The sequence below is a fragment of the Bacillus siamensis KCTC 13613 genome, assembly GCF_000262045.1.
GTDB classification, from domain to species: Bacteria; Bacillota; Bacilli; order Bacillales; family Bacillaceae; genus Bacillus; species Bacillus siamensis.
This window is the reverse complement of sequence record NZ_AJVF01000013.1, coordinates 660,130-673,350: the sequence shown is the minus strand read 5'-3', so window position 1 is coordinate 673,350 and position 13,221 is coordinate 660,130. Positions and strand designations below refer to the sequence as shown.

General features: G+C 47.7%; 14 protein-coding genes. All 14 read left to right on the top strand.

Annotated elements, in window-relative coordinates; all coding sequences use genetic code 11:
• The first annotated feature begins 19 nt into the window (after window positions 1–19).
• Complete coding sequence (locus Y79_RS0103510) at window positions 20–1,411, top strand: phage portal protein (protein ID WP_155816712.1); 1,392 nt, start codon at window positions 20–22, stop codon at window positions 1,409–1,411.
• Window positions 1,412–1,430: 19 nt separating this feature from the next.
• Window positions 1,431–2,273: an XkdF-like putative serine protease domain-containing protein gene (locus Y79_RS0103505; protein ID WP_016936450.1), complete on the top strand. Its 843-nt coding sequence runs from the start codon at window positions 1,431–1,433 to the stop codon at window positions 2,271–2,273.
• Between the two features lie 25 nt (window positions 2,274–2,298).
• Complete coding sequence (locus Y79_RS0103500; protein ID WP_007407274.1) at window positions 2,299–3,234, top strand: phage major capsid protein; 936 nt, start codon at window positions 2,299–2,301, stop codon at window positions 3,232–3,234.
• A 16-nt stretch (window positions 3,235–3,250) separates the two neighbouring features.
• Window positions 3,251–3,634 carry a protein YqbG gene (gene yqbG, locus Y79_RS0103495; RefSeq protein WP_016936449.1) on the top strand — a complete coding sequence of 128 codons (384 nt, stop codon included), beginning with the start codon at window positions 3,251–3,253 and terminating at the stop codon, window positions 3,632–3,634.
• On the top strand, window positions 3,631–3,987 hold the full coding sequence (locus Y79_RS0103490) for a DUF3599 family protein (RefSeq protein ID WP_016936448.1): 357 nt from the start codon (window positions 3,631–3,633) through the stop codon (window positions 3,985–3,987). The genes yqbG and Y79_RS0103490 overlap by 4 nt, the downstream gene beginning before the upstream one ends.
• Window positions 3,984–4,487, top strand: a complete 504-nt coding sequence (locus Y79_RS0103485; RefSeq protein ID WP_016936447.1) for an HK97 gp10 family phage protein — start codon at window positions 3,984–3,986, stop codon at window positions 4,485–4,487. Before Y79_RS0103490 ends, Y79_RS0103485 begins: the two co-directional genes overlap by 4 nt.
• The gene (locus Y79_RS0103480; protein WP_016936446.1) at window positions 4,484–4,930 is read left to right on the top strand and encodes a hypothetical protein; all 447 of its coding nucleotides are present in this window, start codon (window positions 4,484–4,486) and stop codon (window positions 4,928–4,930) included. The genes Y79_RS0103485 and Y79_RS0103480 overlap by 4 nt, the downstream gene beginning before the upstream one ends.
• A complete protein-coding gene (locus Y79_RS0103475) occupies window positions 4,927–5,136 on the top strand; it encodes a YqzN/YkzM domain-containing protein (protein ID WP_016936445.1) in 210 nt (69 codons plus the stop codon). The genes Y79_RS0103480 and Y79_RS0103475 overlap by 4 nt, the downstream gene beginning before the upstream one ends.
• Window positions 5,136–6,533, top strand: a complete 1,398-nt coding sequence (locus Y79_RS0103470; protein WP_016936444.1) for a phage tail sheath family protein — start codon at window positions 5,136–5,138, stop codon at window positions 6,531–6,533. Before Y79_RS0103475 ends, Y79_RS0103470 begins: the two co-directional genes overlap by 1 nt.
• 1 nt (window position 6,534) lies before the next feature.
• Window positions 6,535–6,978 (top strand): phage tail tube protein, encoded by a 444-nt coding sequence (locus tag Y79_RS0103465; RefSeq protein ID WP_003154837.1) that lies wholly within the window; start codon window positions 6,535–6,537, stop codon window positions 6,976–6,978.
• Window positions 6,979–7,053: 75 nt separating this feature from the next.
• Window positions 7,054–7,500: a phage tail assembly chaperone gene (locus tag Y79_RS0103460; RefSeq protein ID WP_003154836.1), complete on the top strand. Its 447-nt coding sequence runs from the start codon at window positions 7,054–7,056 to the stop codon at window positions 7,498–7,500.
• Window positions 7,501–7,541: 41 nt separating this feature from the next.
• Window positions 7,542–7,694, top strand: coding sequence for a hypothetical protein (locus tag Y79_RS1000000121160; protein WP_015239684.1), 153 nt, complete (start codon window positions 7,542–7,544; stop codon window positions 7,692–7,694).
• Window positions 7,682–12,562 carry a transglycosylase SLT domain-containing protein gene (locus tag Y79_RS0103450; RefSeq protein ID WP_016936443.1) on the top strand — a complete coding sequence of 1,627 codons (4,881 nt, stop codon included), beginning with the start codon at window positions 7,682–7,684 and terminating at the stop codon, window positions 12,560–12,562. The genes Y79_RS1000000121160 and Y79_RS0103450 overlap by 13 nt, the downstream gene beginning before the upstream one ends.
• Window positions 12,555–13,214, top strand: coding sequence for a LysM peptidoglycan-binding domain-containing protein (locus Y79_RS0103445; RefSeq protein WP_016936442.1), 660 nt, complete (start codon window positions 12,555–12,557; stop codon window positions 13,212–13,214). The genes Y79_RS0103450 and Y79_RS0103445 overlap by 8 nt, the downstream gene beginning before the upstream one ends.
• Window positions 13,215–13,221: the final 7 nt, after the last annotated feature.

Genomic DNA, 13,221 nt, shown 5'->3' with positions numbered 1-13,221 from the left:
CACCGTCATTAAATCAAAAATGGCCGCGCCGCAGGCAAGGCAGATGCACGAAGATCAATTTGCCGATCTGTACGGAGAAGATATCATTTCACCGCCCTATAATCTGATCGAGCTGAAAACGATCGCTGAATACTCGACCATTCTTCAGCAGTGCATCGACGCATACCGGGTCAATATTACGGGTTTTGGATTCGATGTGGAATATACCTTTGACGTAAATAGTTCAGATTGCTCCCCGGGCAAAAAGGCGCGGGCCGAAAAAAACTGGATGAAGCTGGAGAGCTTTTACAAATGTCTTCATTTTGATGAATCAGCTGAGACGATCCTTGGATATGCGATAGAAGACCGTGAAAAAACAGGCAACGGTTTTCTCGAGGTGCTCCGGGACGGGCTGGGAAAACCGGCGGGGATTGAATATCTGGATGTAAAGCATATGCGGGTATGCGGTGTGACTGATCCTGTTGAGGTCACGTTTTCCTATGAAGACAACGGCGCATCCAAAACGATTAAAAGGCAAAAACGGTTCCGTAAATATGTTCAGATGCTGAACGGACGGAAAGTGTTTTTCAAGGAATACGGTGATCCCCGCATGATGGATATGAGAACCGGCGAATACGTAAAAACCCTGCCTGAAAAGTTCAGGGCAAATGAAGCCGTTCACTTGAAAATCGGAAGCGGAACGTACGGTATTCCGCGCTGGGTCGGCAATATCGTCAATCTGTACGGCGCCCGGAAAGCGGAAGAACTGAATTTTATGTATTTCAAACAGGGCCGTCACGTGCCGGCCGCCATTACGGTTGAAAACGGTATGCTGTCAGAAGCATCGTACAAAGAGCTTCACGATTATATGAATGACCTTGAAGGGGTGGAAAACGCCCACAAATTTCTGCTGATTGAGGCGGAAGGCATTGCGAAGGAAAAAGACCTTCACGGAGGCGAAGACATTACGCCTGTGTCTGTGGAAATTAAATCACTTGCGGAAATTCTGCAGGAGGATGCGCTGTTTCTTGAATATGACGACAAAAGCAGAAATAAACTCCGCTCCGCGTTTCGTCTCCCGCCGCTTTATACGGGCGAGGCGCAGGAATACAACAAAGCAACAGCCGATACGGCACGCAAAATTACGGAGGAGCAGGTGTTTCAGCCGGAGCGGAAAACGCTGATTAATAAGCTTAATACGCTATTTTTGCCTGAACTGGGGCTTCACGATGTACAGCTCACATTAAAAGGGCCAGATTTTCGCGATCCGCTTGAAATTGCGAAGGTGCTTACGCCATTTATCTCCGCCGGTGCCGTTTCTCCTAATGATCTCCGTGATCTGGCCGGAAGAGTGCTCGGCAAAACGCTTGAGGAATGGCCGGAAGAGTACTACAGCCGGCCGGTGCTGAAAGGGAAAAAAGAGCAATCCTGAAAGGGGGTGAAAACATCTCGTGCCGAGAGAATTAAGAAATGCCGTCATCAGTTTTGTGAGCTATGTCGATAAAGCGGCGAACCAAACGGAATTTTTTTTCACAAAAGCAGCCGGCCTTCCGTCATTTGAAAAAAAGGTGCAGGTGTTTACAAAAAGCGAACCCGATGAGCAGAAGCTTGTCTACGGCATCGTTTACGAGCCTAATGTCCCGGATGCCCATGGCGATTATATGACGGCCGAAGAGATTGAAAAGGCCGCTCACGGTTTTTTGGCGGACGCCCGCAACATTGATACAAATCATAATTTTGAAGGCGGAACCGGCGAGGTGGTGGAGTCGTACGTCGCCCCGGATGACTTTGAAATCGGGAATGCTGTGATCCGGAAAGGATCTTGGGTGCTTGTCACCAAAGCCTCCGATGAAGTATGGGATCAGATTAAAGCAGGTGTCATTACAGGCTACAGCATGGCGGGAACCGCTGATGTTTACGAGGAGCCGGCAGAAAAGCAAGCCGGCTTAATCGGCGCGGTCAAGCAATTTCTCGACCGTGACCGCAAATCAAGATACCGCAAGGGAGAGGACTTGAACAAGATGAGAAAAGATGATTTAAGAGAATCGATTGAACACGCGCTGCACCCGCTCTTAAAGCGGCTTGACAGTATGGAGCAAAATACGGAAGACAAAGACGGGGCGCCTGCACAGTCTGATGAAGAAAAACTGAAAACGCTTGTCGAGGACATGCTGGCGCCGATTATTAAACGCATCGAAGCGCTTGAAAAAGCAAGAGGCGCTTCAAAGCAGCCGGAAGAAGAGACGGGCGGCCAAGAACCTGTTAAAAAATCCATTTGGAGCGGACTGCTTTAAGCCCAGTCAGAAGGAGGAACTGTTAGTGAGAAATCAAGATATCATCAGAAAGGCGGAAATGTCACTTTCCGCTTTAAAAAGCGGCGGTTTAATGAATCCCGCACAAGCTTCAGCATTTATCCGCATGGTGCAGAACACGCCGACCATTTTCAGCGAATCACGTGTGATTCAAATGGAAAACGACTCGCAGAAATTTGAAAAAATCGGTTTCGGCCAGCGTATTCTGCGTGCTGCTGAGGAAGGTAAAGCCTTAACGGACGATCAGCTGACCGTCCCGGCAACAAGTACGGTGCAGCTGAATACGAAAGAAGTCATTGCGGAAATTAACATCACCTATGACACGCTTGAAAACAACATTGAAAAAGACGGTCTGCAGCAGACAATCATGCAGATTTTAGCGGAGCGGGCGGCAGTTGATATTGAAGAGCTTGTCGTAAACGGCGATACATCTTCTTCTGATCCGTATTTGGCACAGCTTGACGGAATCCGTAAACAGACTGTGTCTCACGTCATCGACGGAAATGGGGAAGAACTGTCCAGAGCTACATTTAAAAAAGGTTTAAAAGCCATTCCGGCAAAATATTTACGCCTGCCTCAGGAATTCAGATTCTACACGTCTCAAGGCATGGAGATTGAATGGAAAGACCGTGTGGCTGACCGTCAGACCAATCTGGGGGATCTTGCGGTGCAGGGCGGTTTATCCTCAGCATTCGGTGTTCCGGTCAAGGGGGTTTCCAACCTGCAGCCGTACTCAGTCGGAGAAGGTGATTCCCAGTACGATGCGTCTGACATCATTTTGACTCATCCGAAAAATATCATTCTCGGTTTTTCACGGAATATCCGAATTGAAGTAGATAAAGATATCCGCAGCCGAAAATTTATTATCGTACTGACGGCTAAACTTGACAGCAAATTTGAAGAAGAAGATGCAAGCGCCAAAATCGTAAACGTTAAAGAATAAGCCGGGGGTGGCAGTTATGTTAATTCAGCCGTCTGACGTTGTCTCATATTCAGTTTATGATGAAGTCAAAAACAGGCCGGAGCCGCTGCTTATACAGGACATTCTGGAGGCGGAAGCGGAAGCGGCCAGAATGGCGGGGCACTCGTTCACTGATCCTGTTTACTCACCGCTTCCCGAGAAGGTTAAGCTTGCGTTATTAAAGCTTTCTCAATATTTTGCGCTGATCAATCAGAATGAAGCCGCCGCTTCCGCCTATCAATCTGAAAAGATAGGCGACTATTCCTATACAGTGTCGGGTGAAGGCGGAATCCGAAAACCGGCGGTATACCATCTGCTCTGTGAATATATCGCGCCGGGCTATTCCCCGGTTTCTATAAGCGCTAAGGTGAGACCGTTATGAGCTATGAACGGCTGCTCACTGACAGATGCGATATTTATCATGAGACGGTGTCAGTTCCGAAGGCCGGGCGCTTCGGCATTCCCGCTGAAAAGCTCCAGCCTGTTTTTACTTATCCGGACGTTCCCGACGCTGAAGACGTGCCGTGCCTGTTTGTTGAAAAACAGCAGCGGCTTATTCAGCTTGCGCCTGATCATAAAGTATATCAGCGGTTTCTCGTTCATTTTCCGAAAGAGGCTGCAGTGCGTGTTAATGACAAAATCATTTGGGAAGGACAGGCGTATATTCTGGAAATGCCGAAGAAAGCAAGACAGCACCATTGGGAGGCCATTGCTGTGAGAGATGACAGACTATGAGCAAAAAAAGCCTGGAAAAATGGAATCGGTCGCTGCAAAAGGCATCATCCGGAGAATTTGCCCGTCAGGCTGGCCGATGGCTGGAACAATCAGGGGAGGAATTTCTCGACCTGGTACGGGAGGAGCTCATGCATTCGGGAGGGATTGATACAGAAAACCTGCTGTCTTCCTTCCGAAAAGGAGCGCAGGATCATGTATGGATCATTGAAAACGGGGGACTGACCCTTGAAATCGGTACTAATGTAGAGTATGCCTCATTCATAAATGACGGACATTGGACCGTCTCAGATGAAAATGTCAGATGGGTGCCCGGGTATTTTCAAGGCTCCCGGTTCATCTATGATCCGTCAGCTTCAACCGGAATGGCGCTCAAAAAACAGTGGATCAGCGGGAATGGGTTTTGGGACAAAGCCCTTCTTATGTATGAAACCATCTTCGCCGGTTCGCTGGACAAGCGCTTCAATCAGTGGCTCAACACGTTAGGGGGAGATAACGGATGAATCGCGAGACCGGTTCAATCGCCGCTTTTTTGTATCAGCAGTGCGGCGTGCCCGTATATGAAAATGAACTGCCTGAACAATTTCAGGTGCCGTCCCTTTACATCCCGCCCCCGTATGTTTTTGACGAGAATGACACAGTCTCTACCTTTAAGAAGACATACAGTCTGAATGTGAAGCTGTTTCATGCTGACTCGGTGCAGGCGCTCTCTGCAGCCGACCGGATCGCTGATGCGGTGAGAGAATCAAGACAGATCATTCCGCTGCTTACGGAATCAGGAGAGGATACGGGTGATTTCGTCCGCATCAGCCGTATCGAAACAAGAGTCGGAGACAAAGGCGAGGCAGTGATCACCATCCGCTGGACGAGCCGCTACTACTATCAGAAACAAACATCTCCCGCACTGCGGGATGTGGACATTAACAGCGGGGTGAAACAAAAGTGAAAGAACATAAAAAGAAAAATGCCGCAACGGCAGAAAGAGCGGTTCTTTTTGACACGGCAGATTTAACAAAGCACGCGAAGGAGCTTTTCGGCGTAAAACCTGAGATTCTCCAGGGGGCTTTATTCGGCGTGAAGCAGAAACAAATGACAAAAGCGCAAGCCCAGACTTACATTCAAGCATTTTTAACCAAGGAGGTCATGCAATAATGAACGGCGGAACATTTACGCAAGGAAAAGAAAAAGAACGTGCCGGGATCTATTTTAACTTTAAGACAACTGCCCAGGAGCGGGTCACAATCGGTGAACGGGGGATTGTCGCCCTTCCCGTCGCATCTAACTGGGGGGAAGCGAAAACATTCGTCTCTATTTCAAGCATTGAAGATTTGAATAAAAAAGTAGGGCTCAGCATTGAAGATCCGTCACTGATTCTGCTGCGCGAGGCGAAAAAGAAAGCAAAAACCGTTTTGATGTACCGTCTGACAGAGGGAATCAGAGCGAGCGCCGATCTTTCGCAAGGTGTAAAAGCAACCGCTTTGTACGGCGGTTCAAAAGGAAATGACATCATCATCCGCATCAGTGAGAACGTCCTTGACCAGACTGCTTTCGATGTGACCACATACATGGATGAAGCGGAAGTTGACAAACAAACGGTGAAAAAGGCCGAGGAGTTAAAAGCGAACGGCTATGTCACATTCACGGGAACGGGCGAGCTGTCGGCTTCCATCCCGCTGACAGGCACTGACGAAGAGTCCGGAGAAACGTTAAATCCTCAGGCAGGCATCCGTCTTGCGGGAGGAACTGATAAAGCGCCGGTCAACTCAGACTATACGGATTTTTTAGCTGCGGCTGAAACGGAGAATTTCGATGTCATCGCTCTTCCTGTCGCGGATAACGATCAGCTGAAAGCGACATTTGCCGCATTCATTAAACGCCTTCGCGATGCGCAGGGACAGAAAGTGCAAGGGGTGACTGCCCATTACAACGGAGATTACGAAGGTATCATCAATGTGACTGAGGGCGTCCTGCTTGAAGACGGAACCGAAATTAAAGCTGAAGATGCGACCGCGTGGGTGGCAGGTGCAAGTGCCGCCGCTGCATTTAACCAATCCTTAACTTTCGTTGAATACGAAGGCGCGGTTGATGTGCTGCATCGCCTGACTCATGATGAAGTAATCGAACGCCTTTCCAAAGGTGAATTCCTTTTCTCTTATGACGCCCGTGATAAGTCAGTCAGCGTAGAAAAAGATATCAACTCATTGGTGACATTTACAGCAGAGAAAAACAAAAAGTTCGCGAAAAATAAAATCGTCCGTGTGCTTGATGCGGTGAATAACGATTTGACACGTGAACTGAAAGCCTTAATTAAATCGAAAAAAGGCACCGGAAGCGATCTTCCAGCGACAAACGACGGCCTTCAATTCGTCAAAACGATGATTATTCAATATTTGACAACGCTTCAGGATGCGGGCGGCATCGCTAACTTTGATTCAGATAAAGACATTACAATCGGCCTTAATGAAGACCGCGACGGCTTTTTAATTGATCTCGCCGTGCAGCCTGTGGATGCAGCAGAAAAATTCTACTTTAATGTGGAGGTAAACTAAGATGGCATTAAAAGCGCAAAACACAATTTCAGGAAAAGAAGGCCGTTTATTTCTCGATGGAGAAGAGATGGCGCATATTAAAACCTTTGAAGCAAACGTAGAAAAAAACAAATCAGAAGTAAACATCATGGGACGCCGCATGACGGGGCATAAAACGACTGGCGCCAACGGAACGGGCACGGCGACGTTCTATAAAGTTACATCCAAATTCGCCGTGCTTATGATGGATTACGTGAAAAAAGGCAGCGACCCGTATTTTACGCTGCAAGCCGTTCTTGACGACAAATCATCAGGCCGCGGAACAGAACGCGTCACCCTGTATGACGTCAACTTTGATTCTGCAAAAATCGCTGGACTGGACGTAGACTCAGAGGCGCTTGAAGAAGAAGTGCCGTTTACCTTTGAAGATTTCGATGTGCCGGAAAAGCTTTCTGAAACGTTTTAATCAAAATCAGTATGAATGAAACAGGCCTTGTACAGGCCTGTTTTTTATAAAAAAAAGAGTAAGGGAGTTTTCATCATGAGCGAAAAAAACGAACAAGTATATGATCTGTCATTCTTTATGCCGGGTAAAACAGTCGAAGCTGAGGAGATCCGCGTTCCGCTTTCAAAGCGTTTTGTCGATAAAAAAGGAAACATCGTGCCTTTTATTTTTAAAGCCATTACGACGGAACGCATTGATGAACTGGAAAAGGAAAGCACGACTTATAAAAATGTAAAAGGCAGAGGCCGCGTAAAAGACTTAGACAGCCAGCGTTTTTATGCGCGGATCGCAGTTGAATCTACGATTTACCCTGATTTCCGGTCTAAGGAGCTCCGTGATGCCTACAAAACGGCAGATCCGGTCGAAGTCGCAAAACGTGTTCTTTCAGTCGGCGGCGAATATGCAAATTGGCTGAATAAAGCGATTGAGATCAATGGTTTTGAAGATGAATTAGAAGATCTGGAGCAAGAAGCAAAAAACTGATAAAAGATGGGAATAAGGAAGCCGTGTATCTTTATTACGCGATGCACGAGCTTCATTATTCTCCATCAGAACTGAAAGAGTTATATGAAGCACCGAGGCATTTTAAGGCGCTGCTGTACGGTTTAATCGGTTACAAGCTGGACATTCTTGAAAAACAAGCGAAGAAAGGGGGAGCGACATCATGGCAAAGCTGACCGCCCGTTTTGAATTGGAAGATCGGGTTTCAAAGAAAATAAGGAAAATCCAAAATGGCTTCAGAGCGCTTGAGAAATACAGGAAAATGACAAAACGCCAAAGTGAAATTGATATACGCAAAGAGAGTAAATCTGTTTTAAGAACAATTGACCGCATTCAGCGCTCTATGAAAAGAAAGCTGGGCGCACAAACGATCTCTATTTCAGCTGAAGACGGAGCCAGTGCCGTCATTCAAAAGGTGCAAGCCCAATTAGCGGGTCTGCCTGCGTCTTTAACCATTAAAATAGGAGCAAAAGACAGCGCGACAGCGGCATTTGAGAGATTGCGGAATCTGGCTGCGGGTTTCAAAGGATTTACCGTTTCACTGTATGCGTCAGACGAAGTGACCCCTGCCATGGAACGCATCAAACGCTACATGCAATCTGCGTTAAAAAACGGGTACTCCGTCACTATACGCGTCATAGATCATGTCATGAAAACAGTCGGCCGAATTTCATCGGGCATTGATTCGCTGACGGGAAAAAACAATGTCATTCAATTATCGTTAAACGAAAAGGTGACAGCACAGCTGGCTGCAATGCAAAAGAATATGCCGGACTTCGGAAAAGCTTCTGCATCTGCTGCTCCTGCTTCGCCGAAAACCGATTTTTCAATGCTTGATTCCGTTGCAGACACCTTCATGAAAAAAGTCAATGACATCGCATCCAAGTTCTATCCGGAAACGATTATCGCGGAACTGGACAAATTCGCCGCAAACTTTATGAAAAAGGCAGACGAAATTGCAAGCAAATTCAGTCCGGAAACCATTTTAGCGGAGCTGGATAAGTTCACGACATCATTCATGGGAAAAGTGGATGAAATCGCAAGCAAATTCAGTCCGGAAACGATTTTAACCGAGCTGGATAAGTTCACGACGTCATTCATGGGAAAAGTGGACGAGATCGCGAGCAAATTCAGTCCGGAAACGATTTTAACCGAGCTGGATAAGTTCACGACGTCATTCATGGGAAAAGTGGACGAGATTGCGAGCAAATTCAGCCCGGTAACAATATTAGCCGAACTGGACAAGTTCACGACGTCATTCATGGGAAAAGTGGACGAAATCGCAAGCAAATTCAGCCCGGAAACGATTTTAACCGAGCTGGATAAGTTCACGACATCATTCATGGGAAAAGTGGACGAGATCGCAAGCAAATTCAGTCCGGAAACGATTTTAACCGAGCTGGACAAGTTCACGACGTCATTTATGGGAAAAGTGGACGAGATCGCAAGCAAATTCAGTCCGGAAACGATTTTAACCGAACTGGATAAATTTGCTGATTCGTTTATGAAAAAGGTAGACGGAATCGTGAGTAAATTCAGTCCGGAAGCCATATTGAAAGAGCTGGATAAATTCACTGATTCATTTATGAAAAAGATAGATGACGTTGTCAGCAAATTCAGTCCGGAAGCCATATTGAAAGAGCTGGATCATTTTACTGATTCGTTTATGAAGAAAGTCGACGACGTTGTCGGTAAATTCAGTCCTGATAAGCTGATCGACCGCGCCGAACAATTTGTAAATGACACGATCGACCGAATTTCTGAGAAATTCGATTTTCTCAATCCGGATAAGATTCTGGAAAAAGTGGAGCAGTTTACATCCTCACTGTTCGGAGGCATTGATAAAAAGTTCGGCAAGTTCAGTCCTGATGCAATCATCGAAAAAGCTGAGGCATTTGTTGATAAAATTGTCGGTAAGATTGCAAAGAAATTTGAGAAATTCAGCCCGGACAAAATCATCGAAAAAGCCGGGGAATTAATAGAAAAAATATTCGCAGGCATCGCCGAAAAATTAGGCAAACTCAATATCGGCGGATTATTAGGCGGCGGCACGAAAAAAGAAAAGAGTAAGGGCGGCCTTTCTGCCGGCGGCGCCAACGGCCCGAAGCGTCCTGATCTGACAAAGGGTTCACAGCGCACGGCAACAGCGACAAAATCTTCAGGAAAGTCAGCCAAAAAAACCGGCGGGGCTTTTGGGGGATGCTGCTGCTGTACCGGAGTGACAATGGGCAAAAGCAGTAAAGTCGAAGGGCGAAATAAATCTTCGAAAAAAGGCTCCTCTGTAAAGGAAAGCAAACAGGCATCTGTAAACACGCCGAAAACAAAAGGGGCAGGTAAAGGAATCGGCGCATTTTTGAAAGACTTGGGAGGTTCAAAGGCGCTGAAAGGCGGTATGAAAGGGTTGAAAGGTGCCGCTAAAGGAATTCCAGGCATAGGTGAATTGTTGTCACTTACTGATTTAGCCGGCATCAATAAAGATAATGCAGGGGAGAAAGTCGGCTCGGCGGGAGGCGGTCTTGCCGGCGCAGCGGCCGGCGCGGCAATAGGCAGCGTTGTTCCCGGAGTGGGCACATTAATTGGCGGCGCGGTAGGCGGCATCGCCGGCAGTTTAGGCGGTTCCAGCTTAGGAGAGGCCTTTGATTCAGGGACTCTGAAAGACACGTGGAATGATATTTCCGAAGCGGCACAAAGTGCTTGGACAACAATACAAGATACTTGGGGAAGCGTTTCATCCTGGTTCATGGAGAATGTATGGACGCCGGTTTCAACGGCAGTAGTCGGAGTGGCGACAAGCATCTGGTCAAATATCGTGAATGCGTGGACGACGATTCAAGGGATTTTCAGCACGGTGTCATCCTGGTTTATGGAGAATGTGTGGACGCCGGTTTCAACGGCAGTAGTCGGAGTGGCGACAAGCATCTGGTCAAATATCGTGAATGCGTGGACGACGATTCAAGGTGTCTTCAGCACAGTATCCGGCTGGTTTATGAGCACTGTCTGGGAGCCCGTAAAATCGGCTGTAGTCGGAGTAGCGACGTCCATTTGGAGTAAGATCACAGGAGCTTGGGATAAAATTAAATCTGTTTTCAGTACGGTATCCGGCTGGTTCATGGATATTGTCTGGAACCCGGTGAAAAACATGGTGGAAAAAGTCGGAAAAGGAATATCAGACGCTTTCACGACTGCTTTAGATACGGTAAAGGATATATGGAAAGGGTTAAGCGGCTGGTTTGAGAAAAATATAAAAGAACCTCTTGTAAAAGTGGGAACAGCCATATCAGATGCTTTTTCTGCAGCATTCGACTGGGTGAAAAAGATTTGGGATAAAACCGGCGGCAAATTGATTTCAGGCGTAATGGACTTCGTCACAGGCGGCGGAGATAAAAAGAAAAAACCGGACAAAAACGCCACAGGCGGCTTCATTACAAAGCCGACCATTTCGTGGATCGGTGAAGCCGGTAAAGAATTTGTTATTCCCGTTGACAACAACCGCGGCCGCGGGAAAATGCTGCTCTCACAAGCTGCGTCTAAGCTCGGCATGCGTGTCGTCGACGATATGGGAGCGGCTTCGGCTCAGTCTTCCGCTGCACCGGCGGGAGCAGGCGGTGTTTCTTCTTCGGCGTCTGTATCGGCCGCTGCGTCTGTGGATGCTTCCGGATTTGCCGGGACGGCTTCATCACTCGGCAAACAGTTTACAGAAGGCTTTGACAGCGGGATCAGCAATAAAGCGGTGGATATGGACGGCTGGAAAGAGAAAAACATCGGCACGCCGTTTAACGCCCTCATTTCGTCTTCGCCCGATTACGGAAAGCAAGTCGTTGCGGGCTATGCGAAAGGTCAGAATACGTCACAGACGGGCACCGATTCGTTTTTAAAAACAAAGGTGAAAACACCTTATCAATCGGCGGTCAATCAATCGTCCTCCTGGGGCACCGCTACAGTTAAAGGATTTTCGGCCGGACAGAATGCAAAAGATACGGGAACCGCACAATACGTGAGCACACACATCAATAAACCGTTTGTGCAATCAAGAGATTCTGCGAACGGCTGGGGGTCAGGCCTGATCGGACACTTCGTATCAGGGATGAATGCGAAGGGAAGCGAAGTCAAACAGGCGGCCAAAGATTTGGCCAAAAAAGTCGAGGAAGCATTCAGGGAAGAGCTTGATATTCACTCTCCTTCCCGTGTCATGATGAGTCTCGGACGCTTTGCTTCAGTCGGCGTCGTCAAAGGGCTCAGCTCAGTTGACGTGAAAAAATACGCCGAAAAACAGGCAGGCTCGCTTGCAGCGGCCTTTTCCGGCATGGGTGCAGCGGGAGGAAGCGTCAAAGAGTGGCTGTTGGCCGCAATGAAAGCGACCAATACTCCGATCAGCTGGCTTCCCGGATTAATGACGATCGCACAGAATGAATCAGGCGGCAATCCTAATTCCATTAACTTATGGGACAGCAACGCCAAAGCCGGACACCCGTCACAGGGCTTAATGCAGACAATTCCGAGCACTTTTGAATCTCACAAAGCGCCGGGAATGAATGATATCAGAAATCCAATCCACAACGCCGCTGCCGCCATCGGCTATATTAAAAGCAGATACGGCTCGATCAACAATGTGCCGGGGATTAAGAGTATGGCGCACGGCGGCCCATACGTCGGTTATGCCAACGGAGGCCTGATTACGAAGGAGCAGATCGCCCGTGTCGGCGAAGGGAACAAACGGGAGTGGATCATCCCTGAAGAACGGGGCATCCGCGGCCGTTATCTGCTTCAAAAAGCGGCTCAAGCGCTCGGCATGGAAGTGTCTGATCCGTCCCAGACGGAAACCGCGGCACTTTCAGCCGGCACGGTTTCCGCAGCCGTTAAAGGCGGCGGACAAACCGTTCAAAAAACGGGAACAAAAGAGATCAAAATCGAATTCAGCGGCGATCAGCATTTCCATAACGGACAGGACGCCGACAGCCTCGCCGCCAAAATCAAACAGGCGCTGATTGATGAACTGCAAAAAGACATTTATACCGGAGCAAAGGGGGCCGTTGCTTTTGACTAAATCTGTTTACGAATTTTGGCTGTCACAGGGGAAGGACAAGCTCCGGCTTCCCGTTCTCCCTGAAGCGATTGATATCGCAAACAGCGTGCAGAATGATTCCGTGAAAGTCACGGGTCTTGGAGAGGTGACGTTTATTGAAGAACCGGGAGCGAAAGAAATTTCGTTCTCTTCTTTTTTTCCGAAACGATACACCCCGATTGCCGAATATCAAAGCATCCCTTCGCCGGAAAAAGCCATTTCAGCTATTGAAACATGGATGAAAGCGAAAAAACCCGTTCAGTTTTTAATTACAGGAACAAAAATCAATGTTACATGCAGTATTGAAAGTTTCAATTACAGCGAAGGTGACAATGAAATCGGCGACCGGAATTTTGATATCGTACTGAAAGAATATAAAACTGCTTCGCCAAGAAAAATTAAACAAAAGAAAAAAACGAAAGCGAAGCGCCCATCCAAAGCTTCACCCAAAACATATACCGTCAAAAAAGGGGATACGCTTTGGGACATCGCCGGCAAGTTTTACGGAAACCACACGGAGTGGCGGAAAATCTGGAACGCGAATAAAACCGCCATGATTAAGCGCAGCAAACGGAATATCCGGCAGCCGGGGCATTGGATCTTCCCGGGGCAGAAGCTGAAGATACCGCAATGAAACGGGT

Bases quoted from the DNA above. Each gene is read 5' to 3' on its own strand.
- Y79_RS0103510 (WP_155816712.1), top strand. From the start codon at position 20: ATGGCCGCGCCGCAGGCAAGGCAGATGCACGAAGATCAATTTGCCGAT.
- yqbG (WP_016936449.1), top strand. From the start codon at position 3,251: ATGTTAATTCAGCCGTCTGACGTTGTCTCATATTCAGTTTATGATGAA.
- Y79_RS0103490 (WP_016936448.1), top strand. From the start codon at position 3,631: ATGAGCTATGAACGGCTGCTCACTGACAGATGCGATATTTATCATGAG.
- Y79_RS0103485 (WP_016936447.1), top strand. From the start codon at position 3,984: ATGAGCAAAAAAAGCCTGGAAAAATGGAATCGGTCGCTGCAAAAGGCA.
- Y79_RS0103480 (WP_016936446.1), top strand. From the start codon at position 4,484: ATGAATCGCGAGACCGGTTCAATCGCCGCTTTTTTGTATCAGCAGTGC.
- Y79_RS0103470 (WP_016936444.1), top strand. From the start codon at position 5,136: ATGAACGGCGGAACATTTACGCAAGGAAAAGAAAAAGAACGTGCCGGG.
- Y79_RS0103465 (WP_003154837.1), top strand. From the start codon at position 6,535: ATGGCATTAAAAGCGCAAAACACAATTTCAGGAAAAGAAGGCCGTTTA.
- Y79_RS0103460 (WP_003154836.1), top strand. From the start codon at position 7,054: ATGAGCGAAAAAAACGAACAAGTATATGATCTGTCATTCTTTATGCCG.
- Y79_RS1000000121160 (WP_015239684.1), top strand. From the start codon at position 7,542: ATGCACGAGCTTCATTATTCTCCATCAGAACTGAAAGAGTTATATGAA.
- Y79_RS0103450 (WP_016936443.1), top strand. From the start codon at position 7,682: ATGGCAAAGCTGACCGCCCGTTTTGAATTGGAAGATCGGGTTTCAAAG.